Genomic DNA, 17,665 nt, shown 5'->3' on the forward strand with positions numbered 1-17,665 from the left:
GGCGTTGGCGACGATCGCCCGGGTGATCCGGCCGCCGTCCGCGACGGCCCGGCGGGCGGCCGGCAGAAGGTCGTCCTCGGCCGTGGCGGGGTCCGCCTCGGCGGAGAACACGGTTGCCTCCGGTCCGGCGAGGGCGAGTTCGGTCTGCTCGACGTCCCCAGTGACCGTCGCTGTGGGCAGTCGGTCAGTCACCGGGTCGCTAGTCCGGGACGGGTGTCCGGGCGCGATCCGCCGGTCGGTCACAGCGGTGGCGGGGGCCGGTTGGCGGGCGATGAGGATGTACAGGTGGACCGCCCCGGCGAGGGCGAGCGGCGCGAGGGTCGACAGGACGCCGACGGTGGTGTCGCCCAACCGCAGCCCGGGATCGTCCCCCGGGTCGGTCTGCTGGTTGATGCGCACCGCGTGCAGGGCGTTGGCCCAGATGCTCGCGCCGGTCGCCGATCCGAACAGCGCCCACACGTACACCCGCGCGGCCGGCGGCGCGGTCCGCAGGACCAGCAGCGCGCGGATGCCGTAGGCGATGAACCCGTCGATCAGCAGCGGAAACAGGAAACTCAGCGCCCCGCGCACATGCACCGCCACGGCCATCTGCCGCAGCGCGTCGTACGACAGGGCGAACCCGGCGAGGCCGAGCCCGGCGATCGCCGCGCGGTCCCAGGTTGTCGCTCGTGCGGAACCGGGGGCGTGGAAGGTGGTGGTCAGAGTCGCCTCCTGCGAAGTGTCGATGGGGTGGGCAAGGGTTTGGGCAAGGTCCGGACGCGGTGGCGTTGCACTCGTCCTCGATACCGAGGGGCAGCGTCTGCGGGCGCTCCGTGCCGTGACGTTCCGAGCGCCGAGGCAGCTTCCGACGGCGGGTCAGTCCGTCGGTCGGCGACGTCGGTCGGGCCCGGTGAGGATGACGCGGTCGGTCATCTCGGCGAGGCGGGAGGCGACCCGGTCGCCGAGGACGTCGCGGATGCGGGGGATGGGCAGGTTGGTGGTGAACAGGGTCGGCAGCATGTGCTCGTAGCGGTGGTCGACGAGGCGGTAGGTCAGTTCCTCGGTCCACTCGGAGGTCTTGGCGGCGCCGAGGTCGTCGAGGATGAGCAGCGGGCAGCGGCGCATTTCGCGCATCTCGCCTTCTGCGTCGTGGCCCTGACGAGGCCTCATGACGGCGTACAGGTCGGCGGTGGTGGTTTTGTTCCAGCGCAGGCGTACCCCGGCCTGGAGGAGGCCGCGGACGGCTCCGTACGCCTGGTGGGTCTTGCCGGTGCCGGTGGTCCCGGCGATCAGCAGCGAGGGCCCGGTGGCGATGCCGAACGTCCCCCCGGTCCGGGTCTGGCCTCGTTGACGATCCGCCGCATCCACCCGGTGATGCCGGGGTGGTCGGCGACGGCGGAGCGGTAGCGCGGTGGGATGCGATGTTCCGCCATGGCCAGGGCGTCGGCGATGCGGTCGCTCTCGTCGTCGGTGTCGAGCGGGCGTGCGGGGTCGAGGCCGCGTTGGGCGAGGATGCGCAGGACACGCTGCTCGGAACCGGTGCCCACCCGTTGCGGGTCGGCGGGTCGGCGGAGGCCGGTGGTCACAGGTCACCGCCGTAGGCCGCCTCGGGGTCCTCGGGGTTGGTCCACGGCCGGTACGCCGTCGGGGCGCCGGGTCGGTCGGCGTTCATGACCTCGTTGACCAGCCCCGGCAGGGCACTCGGGTTGAGGCCCTTGGCCCGCAGCCGCTCCAGGCCGGCCCGGATGTGCTCGGTGGACACGCCCTCGTCCAGGAGGATCTTCGTCTCCCGGCCGATCCGGCTCAGGACGCTCTCCGGCGGCCGGGTGCGGCAGGCGTTCACGTACTCGGCGACGAGCGCGGGAGTGGTGTCGGGCGCGTGGGCGCCCGCGCCCCCCGGAGGGAAGATCCTAGGTCCAGGATCCAAGATCCTAGATCCGGGCGTTGAGCCCTCACCGACATCTCCGTGAGGGTTCACTGAACCCTCACGGAATGCCGTCCGACCTGCGGATTCGCGATTCACGGAGTCATCCGTGAGGGTGCGGTGAACCTTCACCGAGCCCTCACTGAGCCCTCCGTGAGGGCTCTGCGAGTCGTCCCCGCAAGCTCCTCCGGCCTTCTTGCGCGAGGCGTCGTGATCCGGGCAGGCGGGCAGCCGGGAGGCGCTCGGCCGGTTGATCTTCTGGTGCTCGTGCCAGGTCACGATGTGCAGGTACCGCTTGCCGTCCGGGGTTGTGTAGCGGCAGAGGAGTCCGGCCTCGGCGAGCTGCTGGAGGTCGTTCTCGACGTCGAGCGGCGTGTGCTCGGGACGCAGCGGCCACAGCACCCCGGCGATGATCGCGGCGTGGTCCCGGTGGCGTCCGTGGTCGTCCGCCTGGGTGAAGAGGCCGACGAAGGTGCGCTCGGCGGTCACGCTGACCGAGGCCAGACTCTCGGAGCTGAACAGCTCCGGCTTGATCGTGCGGATGCGCGCCACGGCTATCGCGCCTCCGTCCGGGTGGGACGGCGCGTGGCGGATGCGACCCGGAGGGCGGGCGTCGTACGCTTGCTCAAGGCATTTCCTCACTCGGCGGTCCGGGGGGCAACCCGGTTCCGCCGTGGTCGAGCGTTCAGGGATGGGCGGTCGAGAGGTGTGTTGTGGGGCTCCCGGCGTTCGTAGCGCCGGGAGCCTTTTGCGTTCCCGGTGCTACCCGGGCCGATCCTCCGTTAATCCCTGGAGGATCGTTTGCATTCTGTCCTGCATCAGGCTACTCTCCAACGGCGGTCGATGCAACAGGGCTTGATCGCATTGCAAGGAGGATCGGATGAGCGGATCGGTGCCCGGCCCGCCGGGCGGCCCGCAGTCGATGTGGAGCGAGGACAACGTCGCCGAGCGCGTGCGCCTGGAGCGCGAGGCGCGCAAGTGGAGCACCGCGACGCTGGCCGAGCGCATGTCGGACGCGGGCTTTCCCATCAACCAGTCCGCGATCTGGCGGATCGAGAGCGCCGAGCCCCGGCGGCGGATCAACCTCGACGAGGCCATCGGCTTCGCCCAGGTCTTCGGCATCGACCTCGACAACCTCCTCGGCCCGCCCCAACTCGCGATGCACGAACGCGCCGTCCAACTGATCGACGACGTCCGCACGTCCTACCGCGCCATCCGAGCGGCCAACGACCAACTCGCCGCCGCCCAACAGGCCCTTGAGACCTACATCGACGCCCACCCCGAGATCGAGGACGAGGTCGGCGAAGCCGTGAGCCAGGTCATCGCGGAGGAGCTGGTCACCCCGGGCCCCTTCTCCGGCCCACCCCTCGTCCACTTCGGCCAACCACCGACCGTGGACGAGGACCCAACCGACCCACCGGGCGAGTAGCCGCCCACCCGAAACCCCGCCGCCCCGGTGCTACGAACACCGAGGCTGCGGCCATCACCACGTCCCGCCCATCCCTGAACGGAACGACCCGGCGGCCTTTTGCCCAAGGCGCCGCCGAGTAAGGACCTGCCTTGTCCCAGATCCGCCCGAACACCGCAGAGTCCGCCGAACCGACCGGCGACCCCACCCTCGTCGCCCTCACCGTCGAGGAAGCCGCCCGCCGCCTCGGCATCGGCCGCACGACGATGTACGCCCTGATCGCCTCCGGCGACATCCCCTCGGTCACCATCGGCCGCCTGCGCCGCGTCCCGGCCGAGGCCCTGGGCGCCTACGTCGCCGGCCTGCTCGTCGCCGACCTGCCGCTCGCGGCCTGACCGGGGGCGATCGAATGGCCGACAACACCCGGCAGCCCAACGGCGCCTCGTCCATCTTCCAGGGCAACGACGGCCGCTGGCACGGCTACGTCACCGTCGGTGTCAAGGACAACGGCCGACCCGACCGCCGCCACGTCTCCGCCAAGACCCGCACCGAGACCACCAGGAAGGTCCGTGCGCTGGAGCGCGCCCGCGACGCGGGCACCGTCCGCAAGGCCGGCCAGGCGTGGACGCTCACGGCGTGGCTCCGGCACTGGATCGACAACATCGCCCCGCTCGCGGTCACCGAGAACTCCCTCGCCGGCTACGAGGTCGACGTCCGCGTGCACCTCACCCCCGGCCTCGGCGCGCACCGCCTGACCAAGCTGGAGCCCGAACACCTGGAGCGCTTCTACGCGAAGATGCAGGCCGGTGGCAGCAAGCCCGCCACCGCCCACCACGCCCACCGCACCCTGAGCGTCGCCCTCGGCGAGGCGGTTCGTCGCGGGCATCTCACGGTCAACGTCGCGAAGATCGCCAAGGCCCCGCGCCTGGACGAGGAAGAGGTCGAGCCCTACTCGGTCGAGGAGGTCCAGCGGATCCTCCTCGCCGCCGTGCAACGGCGGAACCAGGCCCGCTGGGTCGTCGCCCTCGCCCTCGGCCTACGACAGGGCGAAGTCCTCGGCCTGAAGTGGTCGGACGTCGACCTCGACTCGGGCTTCGTGTGCGTTCGACGCGGCCGACTGCGTCCCAAGTACGCGCACGGCTGTGGCGACACCTGCGGTCGCAAGGCCGGCTACTGCCCTTCCCGCGAGCAGATCCGCCGCGAGACCAAGGACACCAAGTCCCGAGCGGGCCGCCGCACCATCGGCCTGCCCGACGAGTTGACCAAGATCCTCCGCCGCCACCGCGAACTCCAGGACGCCGAGCGCGCCCAGGCCCGACAGCTCTGGACCGAGACCGGCTACGTGTTCACCTCGGCCACCGGCGCGATCCTCAACCCGAACACCGACTACCACCACTGGAAGGAACTCCTCCAGGAGGCAGGCGTTCGCGACGCCCGCCTTCATGATGCCCGCCACACCGCCGCGACCGTCCTGCTGTTGCTCGGCGTCCCCGAGCGCATCGTCATGGCCATCATGGGCTGGTCCTCGACCACGATGGCCAAGCGCTACCAGCACGTCACCGACCCGCTGCTGCGCGACACCGCCACCAAGCTCGACAAGCTCCTATGGGGAGCGGATCGGACGTAGGACGCTTCCGGGCGCGGCTGCTCGTGAGAAGTGAGGCTGGCGTTGAGCAACAGCAGGGTCCGGCTTGGAGCCGAGCCCTGCTGTGCTCCTACAAGCGTGCCTTCCAGTTGCGGATGGCCTGATCGAGCCGTGAACGTAGCCGCTCCGCTGCCACCGTGCCTGGCCATAGTTCCGCGTATGCCTCGCTGGAGCGTTTGGCAATCAGCGCGCCCAGGTTGGTGGAGCTTCGACTTGGGAAGACCAACGAGCATTTCTTCTCGCCCAGTTCGTGGGCGAGCCCGAGGAAGCCACGGCCCACTCCGAGTGAAGGCGAGGCTTCGTAGTCCTTGGCCTCGATCGCGGCTTCGAGACCGCGGCTGCGCGGGTACACTCCGGCCTGGCGGCTTCGCTCTGCCTCTTGATGGTCAATGATCGCAACGTCACACTCATGGGCCACCTTCGAGGTGGCAGCCATCACGTAGACGCCCAGGTGGATCTCAAGTTTCTTTTGCAGGCCGGGGAAGCTCACCAGTACGTAAGTAAACGATCCGGACCAGAGGTTGCCAGGCTGCGTACGGAACCTCAACGAAGAAGTGGGCGTTTTCCCATCTTGTGTCAGAAGGGTGGTTCCGCCGGCCGCATGTGCTGCCTCGATACACAGGACAAGCAGTGAAGCCTCGTACAGGTCCGACTCAGTCGCCTTCCCGCGGTAGACAGGCTCGAGAGCACCGATTGCCTGCTCGATGGCCTGAATCAGGTCGTCTGCACTCATCGGCCGCCCTCCGCTCCCGTTCGCGCTTGTGGCAATAGCAGTTCGCGTGTTGTCTGGAGCGCCGCCAAAGCAGGCTCGGTTTCCCTCGCGAGGTCGACGCGGACGACTGATTCGAGTTCAGGGTCGCCGAACTCGACGCTCACGGCCATCCGCCGCTCCGTGGCGGTATTCAGCAGGGCGGCCCGCGAGGCGTACATGGTCTCCGCGAGGGTGAGGAGGGCTTGGCGGATCAGTTCGATCCGCTCCTCGCTGGTGTAGGGCACAACCGCGATGTCCGTCTTCCGAAGGGCAGGCAGATCAGCGTCTGCGAGTAGGCTGGCCCGTTCGTCGAACGTCCCTTCCCTCTTGAGCTGCTCACCTGAGACAGCTCGGCCCTGCCTGAACTCTTGGTCGAGCTGCTCGGCCAGGCTCGGCAACTTGGCCCTCAGCAGTTCCATGACGTTCGTGTACTGCTGGTCTATGGCGGCCACGTTCCCCCTTTGCTTGGTTGTGCGTGGGCTGTGCGACGACGGCGACAACTGCAACCAGGAGACGACGATGGCCCGGGCCGCTGAGCGGTCCGGGCCATCGTTTGCCCTGGTGGGCGAAGGCGGAGGATACGAGATTCGAACTCGTGAGGGGGTGAACCCAACACGCTTTCCAAGCGTGCGCCCTAGGCCACTAGGCGAATCCTCCGTGCGGAAGCTTACAGGAGGTCGGTGTGTGCTCGCGCACCCCCATTCGAAGGGGGTGGGGACGCAGTGAACCCCCCGTGCACCCGGCAGAGCCTCCCTATCCTTGCTGCCTTCCGGCCCTGGGGAGGTTCAGGAGGATACCGCCGCACGGGGGGTCCGGCGCCTACAGTACCCGACCCGGGTCGGTGTTCGGGCACGGGCGGGTGGGTGAGGGGTCCGCGTGTGTCCTTCGGCCCGGCTATCGTCGGGGGCGTGTCGCTCGCCCTCTACCGTCGCTACCGCCCCGAGACCTACGCAGAGGTCATCGGGCAGGAGCACGTGACGGAACCCCTGATGCAGGCCCTGCGGAACAACCGCGTCAATCACGCCTATCTGTTCAGTGGGCCGCGAGGGTGTGGCAAGACCACCAGTGCGCGCATTCTCGCCCGGTGTCTCAACTGTGAGCAGGGGCCGACGCCCACGCCGTGCGGCGAGTGTCAGTCGTGTCGGGACCTGGGTCTCGGCGGGCCCGGCAGTATCGACGTGATCGAGATCGACGCGGCGTCGCACGGTGGTGTGGACGACGCTCGTGATCTGCGCGAGAAGGCGCACTTCTCGCCGGTGAGTTCGCGCTACAAGATCTACATCATCGACGAGGCCCACATGGTCACGTCGGCGGGCTTCAACGCGTTGCTCAAGGTGGTCGAGGAGCCGCCGGAGCACCTGAAGTTCATCTTCGCCACCACCGAACCGGAGAAGGTGATCGGGACCATTCGGTCCCGGACGCACCACTATCCGTTCCGGTTGGTGCCGCCCGGCGTGCTGCGCGACCACCTCGCGTCGGTGTGCGAGACGGAGGGCATCAAGGTCGAGCCGACCGTGCTGCCCCTGGTCGTGCGGGCCGGTGCCGGGTCGGTGCGGGACTCGATGTCGGTGATGGACCAGTTGCTCGCGGGCGCCACCGACGACGGCGTCACCTATGCGATGGCCACCTCGCTGCTCGGGTTCACCGACCGGTCGCTGCTGGACGACGTGGTCGAGGCGTTTGTCGCGCAGGACGGTGGGGCCGCCTTCGAGCTGGTCGACCGGGTGATCGAGGGCGGGTACGACCCGCGCCGGTTCGTGGCCGACCTGCTGGAGCGGCTGCGCGACCTGGTGATCCTGGCCGCGGTGCCGGACGCGGCCGACAAGGGCCTGATCGACGTGCCGGCCGATCAGTTGGAGCGCATGGTTCGGCACGCCGCCGAGTTCGGCCGGGCCGGGCTGACCCGTGCCGCCGACATCGTCAACACCGGCCTCACCGAGATGCGTGGCGCCACCGCGCCGCGGCTCCAGTTGGAGCTGATCTGCGCTCGGGTACTGCTGCCCGCCGTCGACGCCGGCGAGCAGGGCCTGCAGACGCGCCTGGAACGGCTGGAACGCCGCGTGTCGGTCGGCGGCCTCCCCGCCGGGCCCGCCACCCCGGACCACGCCCGCGCCGAGGCCCCGGCCCCCGCGCCGACCCGCCCGCCGCAGGCCGCCCCGCCCCAGGCCCCTGTATCGGCTCCCGCAACCCAGCCGCAGCAACCACAGCCACAACAAGCCCAGCCGCAGCCGCAACACCACCAGCCCCAGCAATCCCAGCAACCCCCCACGGCCCCCGGCGCCTGGCCCCAGGCCCGCACCGCCGGCTCCGGCCCACCCCCCGCCGCGGCGCCCCACCAGCCCCACCAACCCCAGCCTCCGCAGCAGCAGTACCAGCCCACCCAAACACCCCCCACCGCCGCCCACTCCCAGCCCACCGGCGACCTGGCCCGGGTGCACGAGATGTGGCCGCAGATCCTGGACGCCGTACGCGGCCGCAACCGGGTCGCCTGGATGATGCTGCAGACCGTGACCGTGGCCGGTTTCGACGGCACCACCCTGACCCTCGCCTTCGAGCAGGCCGGCGCCCGCGAGGGCTTCCGCAGCAGCGGCCGGGACGAGATCGTCCGGCAGTCCGTCCAGGACGCCTTCGGCTTCGACTGGCGAATCGACTGCGTCGTCACCGGCGAATCCGGAGCCGCCCCCGCCCGCCGCCCCGGCAGCCAGGCCCCCCAGGCCCCGCCCCAGGCACCCCCGGCCACGACCTCGCCCCCGCCTGCGGATCGCGCCCCCGCCACCCCACCCCCCGGCGCCTGGCCGGGCGCCCCCGCCCCCACCCCTGCGGTCGCGCCCACCCCGCCCCCCGCCCCGCCCCGCCCCACACCGGGCGCAGGCTCGGGCGCCCCACAGACACCGCCCACCCGCCCCCAGCCACAGCAACCCCCGCCTCCGCCCGAGCCGGACTACGGCATCCCCGAGGACATCGGCCGGTACGACGACGAGGACCTGGCGGACGACGGCGGCCTGTCCACCCACGAACTGCTCGCCCGCGAGCTCGGCGCGACGATCATCGACGAGTCGCCCACCACCTGAGCCCCACCCGACCCGCCGGCCCCACCACCGACCTGCCCCAAGCCTCCCGTCGCCGCGCATCCGCCCCGCCCGGAGCCGTAGGCTCGACCGCAGGACGACCGCCGAACGGGCGCCGTCCCGAGGCGGTGCGAAGCCGCATCCGAGCGACGAAGGGTGTCCAGGTGTTTCCCGGTGGTGGCCAGCCCGACATGCAGCAGTTGTTGCAGCAGGCGCAGAAGATGCAGCAGGACCTCATGGCGGCGCAGGACGAACTCGCCCGCACCCAGGTGACCGGAAGCGCCGGTGGCGGCCTGGTGACCGCGACCGTGTCCGGCGCGGGCGAGCTGCTGGCTCTGGAGATCTCGCCGTCCGCGGTGGATCCTGAAGACACGGAGACCCTCGGCGACCTCATCGTCGCCGCGGTGCGCGACGCCAACCGCGCCGCTCTGGAGATGCAGTCCCAGTTGATGGGCCCGCTGGCCCAGGGCATGGGCGGCGGTCCACTCGGACTGCCCGGCATGTGAGCCGAGCCCCCACGACCGAAAGCCGAGCCCACGCAACACCCGCACACAGTTCCACCAGGAATCAGACCAAGCAGGGAGACGGTAGGTGTACGAAGGCGTCGTACAGGACCTCATCGACGAGCTGGGCCGACTGCCCGGTGTAGGGCCGAAGAGCGCGCAACGCATCGCCTTCCACCTCCTGGCGGCCGACCCGGCCGACGTCCGGCGACTCGTGCACGCGCTCGTCGAGGTCAAGGACAAGGTGCGGTTCTGCGCCACATGCGGCAACGTGGCGGAATCGGAGCAGTGCCGAATTTGTCTCGACCCGCGACGCGACGTCGCGGTGATCTGCGTGGTCGAGGAGTCCAAGGATGTCGTGGCGATCGAGAAGACCCGCGAGTTCCGGGGCCGGTATCACGTGCTCGGTGGCGCGATCAGCCCGATCGAGGGCGTGGGCCCCGACGACCTGCGGATTCGTGAGCTGATGACCCGGCTCGCGGATGGTGTGGTGACCGAGTTGATCCTGGCCACCGACCCGAACCTGGAAGGAGAGGCGACCGCGACGTATCTGGCTCGCCTGTGCAAGCCGATGGGTCTGCGGGTGACCCGGTTGGCCAGCGGGCTGCCGGTGGGGGGCGACCTGGAGTACGCCGACGAGGTCACGCTCGGGCGTGCCTTCGAGGGGAGACGACTGCTCGATGTCTGACGACCTGAACGAATTCACCAGTGAGATCGCCGACCAGATCGACAGCTTCGTCCTGGCCGTCACCGAGGTGGCCAAGGGCGAGGAGCCGGAGCAGGCGGTGTCGATGCTGCTCCTGGAGGTCTCGCAATTGATGCTTGCGGGCGGCCGACTCGGCGCGATCGCCGACGTGGTGCCCGACGACCGCTTCGAGCCCGACTCGGGTCCGGACCCGGACGTCGACGCGTTGCGTTCGGCGTTGTCCCGGCTGCTGGAGCCGATCGACGTGTACTACGAGGTCTTCGACCCGTACGTGCCGAAGTCCAAGCCGGTCGCCGCGCGGCTGTCGGACGACGTCGCCGACGTGGTGGCCGACCTCGCGCACGGGCTGGCCCATCATCGGGCCGGACGCAGTCGCGAGGCCCTGTGGTGGTGGCAGTTCTCGTACCTGTCCAACTGGGGCGCGACCGCGAGCGCCGTGTTGCGCGCGCTGCAGTCGGTGGTGTCGCACGCTCGCCTGGACGATCCGATCATGGAGAGCCTGGATCCGGCCGGACAGGCGCTCGCCGACGAGTTGGTCGACGAACTCGCCGAGCAACTGGACGAGGCCGTGGTCCTGGGCGGCCCGCACACCTGACCACTCGAAAGCGGGTGATTCGGATCTTTTCGGAGCGGAGTCCGGCGTGGAAACCGGGTCTTCGTCACCGAATGACCGCTTAGTGATGCGTACGTCGCACAATCCCGCCTAGTGATACGTACGTCTCACAATGTGAATAAAGCTTTGACCACTGTGCGGCCTAGTTAGACTGTGCCGACCGCACAGATATCAAGCGAGGAGCGCACGTGGGCCTTGTCGTGCAGAAGTACGGCGGCTCCTCCGTCGCCGATGCCGAAGGCATCAAGCGCGTGGCCAAGCGAATCGTCGACACCAAGAAGCAGGGCCACGAAGTGGTCGTGGTGGTGTCCGCGATGGGCGACACGACGGACGAGCTGATCGATCTGGCGCAGCAGGTGAGTCCCATCCCTTCCGGGCGCGAGCTCGACATGTTGCTCACCGCGGGTGAGCGAATGTCGATGGCGCTGTTGGCGATGGCGATCAAAAACCTGGGCGTCGACGCACGGTCGTTCACCGGCAGTCAAGCCGGTGTGATCACCGACGCGGTCCACAACAAAGCGCGCATCATCGATGTGACGCCGGGACGGATCCGCTCCGCGCTCGACGAGGGCGCGATCGCGATCGTGGCCGGCTTCCAGGGCGTGTCCCAGGACACGAAGGACATCACCACGCTCGGCCGCGGCGGCTCGGACACCACCGCCGTCGCGCTCGCCGCCGCGCTGGACGCCGAGGTCTGCGAGATCTACACGGACGTGGACGGCATCTTCACCGCCGACCCCCGCGTGGTGAAGAAGGCCCGGAAGATCTCCCGGATCAGCTACCAGGAGATGCTGGAGCTGGCCGCGAGCGGATCCAAGGTGCTGCACCTGCGGTGCGTGGAGTACGCCCGCCGCTACGACATGCCCGTGCACGTGCGGTCGTCCTTCTCGGGACTCGTCGGCACTTGGGTGACGGATGAACCCGAAGGGGACGACATGGAGCACGCGATCATCTCCGGGGTCGCCCACGACACCAGCGAAGCGAAGATCACGGTGGTCGGGGTCCCGGACAAGCCGGGCGAGGCGGCCAAGATCTTCCGCTTGGTGGCGGACAACGAGATCAACATCGACATGATCGTGCAGAACGTCTCCGCGGCCTCCACCGGCCGCACGGACATCTCCTTCACGCTGCCGATGTCCGACGGCCAGAACGCGATGACCGCGCTGACCAAGGCCCAGGCCGAGATCGGCTTCGAGTCGCTGCGCTACGACGACCAGATCGGCAAGATCTCGCTCGTCGGCGCCGGCATGCGCTCGCACCCGGGCGTGACCGCCAAGTTCTTCGAATCCCTCACCGGCGCGGGGGTGAACATCGAGCTGATCTCGACCTCGGAGATCCGGATCTCGGTGGTCTGCCGCGCCGACGGCGTTCCGGCCGCCGTACAGGCCGTGCACACCGCGTTCGGCCTGGACGACCAGTCCGGCGAAGCCGTCGTCTACGGAGGTACCGGCCGATGACCCGCAAGGACAAGCCCACCCTGGCCGTGGTCGGCGCCACCGGCGCGGTCGGCACGGTGATGCTCGAACTGCTCTCCACCCGCCAGGACGTGTGGGGCGAGATCCGGCTGATCGCCTCGGCGCGCAGCGCGGGCAAGAAGCTCGTCGTGCGCGGCGAAGAGGTCGAGGTCATCGCGCTCACCGAGGAATGCTTCGACGGCGTGGACGTCGCGATGTTCGACGTGCCCGACGAGGTCTCCGCGCACTGGGCGCCGATCGCCGCGAGCAAGGGCGCGGTCGCGGTGGACAACTCCGGCGCGTTCCGGATGGACCCCGAGGTCCCGCTCGTGGTGCCCGAGGTCAACGCCGCCGCGGCGCGGGTGCGGCCGCGCGGCATCATCTCCAACCCCAACTGCACGACGCTGACCATGGTCGTCGCCCTGGGCGCGCTGCACGCCGAGCTGGGCCTCAAGGAACTGGTCGTCGCGTCGTACCAGGCCGCGTCCGGCGCCGGGCAGCCCGGTGTCGACGCGCTGCGCGAGCAGATCGGCAAGGTCGCGGGCAGCCAGACGCTGGGCACCCAGCCCGGCGACGTGCGCCGCGCGGTGGGCGACTTCGGTCCGTTCCCGGCGCCGCTCGCGCTCAACGTGGTGCCGTGGGCCGGTTCGCTCAAGGACGACGGCTGGTCGTCCGAGGAGCTCAAGGTCCGCAACGAGTCGCGCAAGATCCTGGGGCTGCCCGACCTGAAGGTGCACACCACCTGCGTGCGCGTCCCGGTGATCACCACGCACTCGCTCGCGGTGCACGCCGTGTTCGAGAACGAGGTCTCGGTCGCTCGCGCGCACGAGATCCTGGACGGTGCCCCCGGCGTCGTGCTGTGCGACGACCCGGAGAACGGCGAGTTCCCGACGCCGGCCGACGTGGTCGGTACCGACCCGACCTGGGTCGGCCGGGTGCGCCGTTCGATCGACGACCCGTTCGCGCTCGACATGTTCATGTGCGGGGACAACCTGCGTAAGGGCGCGGCGCTGAACACCGCCCAGATCGCCGAGGTCGTCGCCGCCGAGCTGGTCGAGCGCGACTAGCGGCGAACCCAGGACTGCGGAACGTCGCGGCAGCCGGTGTCTCCCACGGGGGACACCGGCTGTCGTGCGTGCTCGGACCGCTTCCCGACCATGAGTTGCTGACTGCACGTCACCCGGCCCACTACGGTGGGCGGAGGTGTGGCTGAGCCGACGACCGTCCCCGGATCGCAGGCGCATACAACCTTCCCGGGGGGTCGAGTGTCCAACAGTCGTGGCAGAAATGGTCGTGAGGGTGGAACCGGCGCTGCGCCCGGTTCGGATGCCTGTGGTCGGCGCGCTGGATCAGGGCGTTTCGGGAGTTTCCGTGTCCTCTGACGCGGGCGTCTCGATCGACGTCCTCACCGAGACCTATCGCGCCCACTATGGTTCGTTGTTGCGCTTGGCTTCCCTGTTGCTCGACGACACCGATTCGTGTGAGGACGTGGTGCAGGAGTCGTTCGTGCGCGTGCACACCGCCCGGCATCGGTTGCGCGAGGCCGACAAGACGCTGGCCTACCTGCGGCAGACCGTGGTCAACCTGTCCCGGTCGACGCTGCGGCGGCGAATCATGGGCATGCGCCTGCTGTCCAAGCCCGAGCCGGACTCGACCAGTACCGAGGACGGCTCGCGGCACGTTTTGGAACGCGACGTGCTGGTAAGGGCGTTGCGCGAATTGCAACGGCGGCAGCGAGAAGTGATCGTCCTGCGCTATTACGCTGATCTGACAGAGGCTCAGGTGGCCGATCTGCTCGGACTGTCGGTCGGCTCGGTGAAGGCGTACGCCTCACGCGGACTGGAAGCCCTCCGGGCCCGGATGGAGACGCCGTGACGAACGACCCGGGGACCCTTGGTCCCGACCCCGACGACCTCGCGGCAGAGGTACGCCGGCGACTGCACGCGGCGGTCGCCGACGTGCAGCCCTCGTCGGACGCGCTGGACCGGTTGCGCGTGGCCGTGCCGGCGCGGCGCCGACAGCGGCGGGTGGCCACGCTCGCCGCCGCCGGACTCGTGGGGGCGTTGCTGGTCGGCACACCGGTGCTGCGGACCGCGGTGGACGGTGGCGGCGACTCGAAGTCGAATGTCAGCGGGATCCAGTCCTCGTCGTCCTCGGTCAACGTCACCCAGCCGTTGCCGGGCCCGAGCGAGGGGATGAGCGCCGGGATTCCGGGCGGGGCCGGTCAGTCGCATCCGGCGACCCGAGGCACTACCCCGACCAACGGGTCCGGCGCGTCGAGCTCGCCGACGAGCGGGATGAGCGCGGGTGCGGGGCAGACCGCGCCGCCCGCGAGCAGCGCGCCGCCGTCCGAGACCGCGCCGCCGGTCAAGCCGACGCCCGCGTGTCTGACCACCGACCTGTCCGGGGAGGACGCCCGGCTCGGACCGGTCGGCGCCGACGGATTGGCGTACGGCGTGCTCCAGGTGCGCAGCAACGCCGCCAAGGAGTGCCAGGTGACCGGGCCCGGAGTGGTCTCGGTGGGTTCCCCGCCGGGCAATCCGATAGTGCAGGTCACCGTGCACCAGCACACGGCCGGCGACGGCGCGACCGGGTTGCCGCTGCTGCCGGAGACGGCCGGCACGGTGATCTCGCTTCGACCGGGCCAGGCGTACGAGTTCCAGTTCGCGTGGCAACCGCAGGCGCCGGGCGCGGACGGCAAGTGCGCGCCGGACGCGCCCAAGGCGGCGGTGCCCGCGCTCGCCTACGCACTCGTCGCCAACGACTTCAACGTGGCCAAGGTGACCCTGACGCCCACGTGTGGCGGCACGGTGTTCCGCACCGACATCTATCGGACGGGGGAATACCCGCGCGCCAGGTGACACCCGCGCTCGGCCGCCGTGGACCGGCGGTTACCGTTGGGGGGTGTACCGGTTCCTGCTCCAGCCACGCTGGCTGGCCTTCCACATGATCGTGCTCGTCGCGGTCCCGGTGTGTGCGGCGCTGGGGTTGTGGCAGTTCCACCGCTACGGCGAGCACAAGGGCGGCGGGAGCACCGGGGAGAAGGTGTCCTCGGCGCCCGCGGTGCCCATCGGTGAACTCGTGCCGCTCGGCGACCGGGTCGAGGGATCCGATCGCGGCCGCTCGGTCACCGTGAGCGGCACCTACGACGCGACCCGCCAACTCGTGGTGCCGGGGCGCCGACTGGACGGGCGCACGGGGTCGTACGTGGTCACCCCGCTGCTGGTCGCGGGAGCGCCGGCGGTCGTGGTCAACCGGGGCTGGGTCGAGGGCAGCGGCGTGCCGGTGCCGCCCGCCGGGCCGGTCACCGTCACCGGTCGGCTGGAGTGGTCGGAGGCCGAGCACACCTCGGACGCGGAACGCGCCACCGACCTTCGGCCCGGGCAGCTCTCCATGATCAGCACCCCCGAGCTGGTCAACCTGCTGCCCTATCCGCTCACCGACGGGTTCGTCGCGCTGACCGGGCAGACCCCGGCTGCGGATTCGGCCGCGTTGACGCCGATGCCGCCGGCCAAGGCGGCCGAGGGCGGCGGGATTTCCGGCCGCGCGTGGCAGAACCTCGGCTATACCGCGCAGTGGTTCGTCTTCGCGGGCGCCGCCGTCTTCGTGTGGTGGCGCGTGGTCCGCCGGGAGGCGGACGATCGGGCCGAGGAGCGGGAGGCGGAGCTGCTCGCGGAGCTGGGCGTCAAGAGCTGACACCCGGCCCCGCCTCGCGCGTCGGCGGTATTACGCCGGGTTCGGGATCGGCAGGCCGATCACCTGGTCGACGAACGCGAACTCCATCCGCAGTTGCCGGATGCGCTCCTCGACGACCAGCGAGCCGTGGCCCGCGTCGTAGCGGTAGACCTCGTGCGGCTTGCCGAGTTCGGCCAGCCGCGCGACGTAGTTCTCGATCTGCTTGATCGGGCAGCGCGGGTCGTTCTCGCCGGCGCTGATGTACACCGGTACGCGCACCTTCTCGACGTAGGTCAGCGGCGAGGACGCGGCCCAGCGTTCGGGCACCTCCTCGGGCGTGCCGCCGAGCAGCGTGCGGTCCATCGCCTTGAGCACGTCCATCTCGTCGTGGTACGCCGTGACGTAGTCCGCGACCGGCACCGCGGCCAGGCCCAGTGCCCACGCGTCGGGCTGCACGCCCAGGCCGAGCAGGGTCAGGTAGCCGCCCCACGAGCCGCCGGAGAGCACGATCCGGTCGGGGTCGGCCAGGCCGGACTCCACCGCCCATTCGCGCACCGCGCCGATGTCCTCCAGCTCGATCAGACCGATCCGCACCCGCAGCGCGTCGGTCCAGTCCTTGCCGTAGCCGGTCGAGCCCCGGTAGTTGACCCGGACCACCGCGAAGCCGTGGTCGACCCAGGCCGCGACGTCCGCCGCGAAGTGGTCGCCGTCGTGCGCGGTGGGCCCGCCGTGGATGCTGAACACGGTCGGGAACGGCCCCTCGCCGGCCGGCTTGGACACCAGCGCGTGCACCCTGCCGCCCGGCCCCTCGACCCACGCGTCGGTGACCGGGACCGAACCGGGCGGGCGCTCGCCGGGCGGGGTGAGCAACACGTCGCCCGCGGTCGAGCGCAGCTCGGAGGGGGTGGAGCCGCTCGACCAGTGGTACTCGACGCTGCCGTCGGGCCGGGCGCCGGCGCTGCCGATGGTGCCCGGCGGGGTGTCGATCCGGGTGAGCTCCTTGTTCGCCAGGTCGTAGCGGTACAACTCGGAACGCCCGTGCTGCTCGTGCTCGACCAGCAGCGCCCGGCCGTCGGGATACCAGTCGGCGGACAGGTCGCCGGGCAACCCGAGGTCGAGCTCGGTCTCGACGCCGGTCAGCGGCTCCCACAGCAGCGGCTCGTCCCGGCCGCGGCGCTGGTGCACGACCAGCACGCGCTGGTCGCCGGCGACGGGGGAGAAGTCCATCGCGGACAGGTCGGAGTCGGGCTGCCCGCCCTCGGGCCCGTCGTGCAGGTCGGCCACCGTTGTGCCGTCCAGGCGCAGTACGCGCAGCGACCCGTGCATCGCGTCGCCGTGCTCGTTGTGCGCGATGACCAGGTGGGTGCCGTCCTCGGAGAGCCCGGACAACCAGGCCGACTCGACGTGGCTGTACACGGTCACCGGTTCGGCGCCGGGGCGGACGACATGGATCGTGGAGCCTTCGTCGTCGGTCATCCGGCCGACCACCACGGTGCCGTCGACGGCCAGGCCGAGGCCGCCGGGATAGGACGGTGCGAGGCCGGGGATCGCGACCTCGTCCGGGCCGCCTTCGAACGGCTGGCGCATCCAGACGCCCAGTTCGTCGCCGTCGGTGTCGGCGAACCACCAGATCCACCGCCCGTCCGGGCTGATCCGGGACGACGAGGTGCCGTTGGGTCGGTCGGTCACCTGGCGCTGGGCGCCGCTGACCCGATCCCACGCGTACACCTCGAAGGTGCCGGAGGCGTTGGAGACGAAGACGGACTTCGCCGGTGCGTGGTCGGCCCAGCGCGGCAGGCTGATCCGGGCCGCGCGGTAGCGGCGTTCCCAGGCCGGGACGGCTTGGGCGGGTGCGGTCGGCGACTGGGACTCGGCGGTGTTCACGGCCGGGTTCACGGTGGTGTTGGCGGCGGCGTTCTCACGTGCGGGCATGTCGCAA

Annotated in this window: 16 protein-coding genes, 1 tRNA gene, 1 other RNA gene and 2 pseudogenes; 12 read left to right on the forward strand and 8 right to left on the reverse strand. The window is 70.4% G+C overall.

Going from position 1 to position 17,665, the window contains the following annotated elements:
* The 3 genes and pseudogenes from ACFXMF_RS16885 to ACFXMF_RS16895 all read right to left on the reverse strand — a co-directional run.
* Window positions 1-588, reverse strand: a pseudogene (locus ACFXMF_RS16885) (hypothetical protein); the annotation flags it as partial.
* 267 nt (window positions 589-855) lie between these two features.
* Window positions 856-1,565, reverse strand: a pseudogene (locus ACFXMF_RS16890) (ATP-binding protein).
* Window positions 1,562-2,455 carry a hypothetical protein gene (locus ACFXMF_RS16895; protein ID WP_379989165.1) on the reverse strand — a complete coding sequence of 298 codons (894 nt, stop codon included), beginning with the start codon at window positions 2,453-2,455 and terminating at the stop codon, window positions 1,562-1,564. The pseudogene ACFXMF_RS16890 and the gene ACFXMF_RS16895 overlap by 4 nt, the downstream one beginning before the upstream one ends.
* Before the next feature lie 328 nt (window positions 2,456-2,783).
* Here ACFXMF_RS16895 and ACFXMF_RS16900 point away from each other — a divergent pair, with 328 nt between their 5' ends.
* The 3 genes from ACFXMF_RS16900 to ACFXMF_RS16910 all read left to right on the forward strand — a co-directional run bounded on the left by ACFXMF_RS16900 (window position 2,784) and on the right by ACFXMF_RS16910 (window position 4,938).
* A complete protein-coding gene (locus tag ACFXMF_RS16900) occupies window positions 2,784-3,332 on the forward strand; it encodes a multiprotein-bridging factor 1 family protein (protein ID WP_379989166.1) in 549 nt (182 codons plus the stop codon).
* Window positions 3,333-3,463: 131 nt separating this feature from the next.
* On the forward strand, window positions 3,464-3,706 hold the full coding sequence (locus ACFXMF_RS16905) for a helix-turn-helix domain-containing protein (RefSeq protein WP_379989168.1): 243 nt from the start codon (window positions 3,464-3,466) through the stop codon (window positions 3,704-3,706).
* 14 nt (window positions 3,707-3,720) lie between these two features.
* Window positions 3,721-4,938 (forward strand): tyrosine-type recombinase/integrase, encoded by a 1,218-nt coding sequence (locus ACFXMF_RS16910; RefSeq protein WP_379989169.1) that lies wholly within the window; start codon window positions 3,721-3,723, stop codon window positions 4,936-4,938.
* An 88-nt stretch (window positions 4,939-5,026) separates the two neighbouring features.
* On the opposite strand, the gene ACFXMF_RS16915 is transcribed toward ACFXMF_RS16910, so the two are convergent.
* From ACFXMF_RS16915 to ffs, 4 genes are all read right to left on the reverse strand, one after another.
* Window positions 5,027-5,689 (reverse strand): hypothetical protein, encoded by a 663-nt coding sequence (locus tag ACFXMF_RS16915; protein ID WP_379989170.1) that lies wholly within the window; start codon window positions 5,687-5,689, stop codon window positions 5,027-5,029.
* On the reverse strand, window positions 5,686-6,159 hold the full coding sequence (locus ACFXMF_RS16920; RefSeq protein ID WP_379989171.1) for a hypothetical protein: 474 nt from the start codon (window positions 6,157-6,159) through the stop codon (window positions 5,686-5,688). Before ACFXMF_RS16920 ends, ACFXMF_RS16915 begins: the two co-directional genes overlap by 4 nt.
* A 120-nt stretch (window positions 6,160-6,279) precedes the next feature.
* Window positions 6,280-6,364 (reverse strand) — tRNA-Ser (locus ACFXMF_RS16925).
* Between the two features lie 61 nt (window positions 6,365-6,425).
* Window positions 6,426-6,524, reverse strand: an RNA gene (gene ffs / locus ACFXMF_RS16930) — signal recognition particle sRNA small type.
* Between the two features lie 91 nt (window positions 6,525-6,615).
* Between ffs and ACFXMF_RS16935 the strand changes: the two genes are divergently transcribed.
* The 9 genes from ACFXMF_RS16935 to ACFXMF_RS16975 all read left to right on the forward strand — a co-directional run bounded on the left by ACFXMF_RS16935 (window position 6,616) and on the right by ACFXMF_RS16975 (window position 15,747).
* Window positions 6,616-8,778, forward strand: coding sequence for a DNA polymerase III subunit gamma and tau (locus ACFXMF_RS16935; RefSeq protein WP_379989172.1), 2,163 nt, complete (start codon window positions 6,616-6,618; stop codon window positions 8,776-8,778).
* A gap of 161 nt (window positions 8,779-8,939) precedes the next feature.
* Complete coding sequence (locus ACFXMF_RS16940; RefSeq protein WP_360315959.1) at window positions 8,940-9,281, forward strand: YbaB/EbfC family nucleoid-associated protein; 342 nt, start codon at window positions 8,940-8,942, stop codon at window positions 9,279-9,281.
* 85 nt (window positions 9,282-9,366) lie between these two features.
* Complete coding sequence (gene recR / locus ACFXMF_RS16945) at window positions 9,367-9,966, forward strand: recombination mediator RecR (protein WP_020554882.1); 600 nt, start codon at window positions 9,367-9,369, stop codon at window positions 9,964-9,966.
* A complete protein-coding gene (locus ACFXMF_RS16950; RefSeq protein ID WP_355530901.1) occupies window positions 9,959-10,579 on the forward strand; it encodes a DUF5063 domain-containing protein in 621 nt (206 codons plus the stop codon). Before recR ends, ACFXMF_RS16950 begins: the two co-directional genes overlap by 8 nt.
* Before the next feature lie 206 nt (window positions 10,580-10,785).
* On the forward strand, window positions 10,786-12,054 hold the full coding sequence (locus ACFXMF_RS16955; protein ID WP_126639165.1) for an aspartate kinase: 1,269 nt from the start codon (window positions 10,786-10,788) through the stop codon (window positions 12,052-12,054).
* The gene (locus ACFXMF_RS16960) at window positions 12,051-13,118 is read left to right on the forward strand and encodes an aspartate-semialdehyde dehydrogenase (RefSeq protein ID WP_360315964.1); all 1,068 of its coding nucleotides are present in this window, start codon (window positions 12,051-12,053) and stop codon (window positions 13,116-13,118) included. Before ACFXMF_RS16955 ends, ACFXMF_RS16960 begins: the two co-directional genes overlap by 4 nt.
* A 220-nt stretch (window positions 13,119-13,338) precedes the next feature.
* The gene (locus ACFXMF_RS16965; protein WP_379989187.1) at window positions 13,339-13,926 is read left to right on the forward strand and encodes a SigE family RNA polymerase sigma factor; all 588 of its coding nucleotides are present in this window, start codon (window positions 13,339-13,341) and stop codon (window positions 13,924-13,926) included.
* A complete protein-coding gene (locus tag ACFXMF_RS16970) occupies window positions 13,923-14,912 on the forward strand; it encodes a DUF4232 domain-containing protein (protein WP_379989174.1) in 990 nt (329 codons plus the stop codon). Before ACFXMF_RS16965 ends, ACFXMF_RS16970 begins: the two co-directional genes overlap by 4 nt.
* Before the next feature lie 43 nt (window positions 14,913-14,955).
* Window positions 14,956-15,747, forward strand: coding sequence for an SURF1 family protein (locus tag ACFXMF_RS16975; protein WP_360315970.1), 792 nt, complete (start codon window positions 14,956-14,958; stop codon window positions 15,745-15,747).
* A 30-nt stretch (window positions 15,748-15,777) separates the two neighbouring features.
* Here ACFXMF_RS16975 and ACFXMF_RS16980 read toward each other — a convergent pair whose 3' ends face one another.
* On the reverse strand, window positions 15,778-17,658 hold the full coding sequence (locus ACFXMF_RS16980; protein WP_360315973.1) for a prolyl oligopeptidase family serine peptidase: 1,881 nt from the start codon (window positions 17,656-17,658) through the stop codon (window positions 15,778-15,780).
* Between the last annotated feature and the right edge of the window lie 7 nt (window positions 17,659-17,665).

This window comes from Embleya sp. NPDC059213 (assembly GCF_042754445.1).
In the GTDB taxonomy this organism is placed as follows: domain Bacteria; phylum Actinomycetota; class Actinomycetes; order Streptomycetales; family Streptomycetaceae; genus Embleya.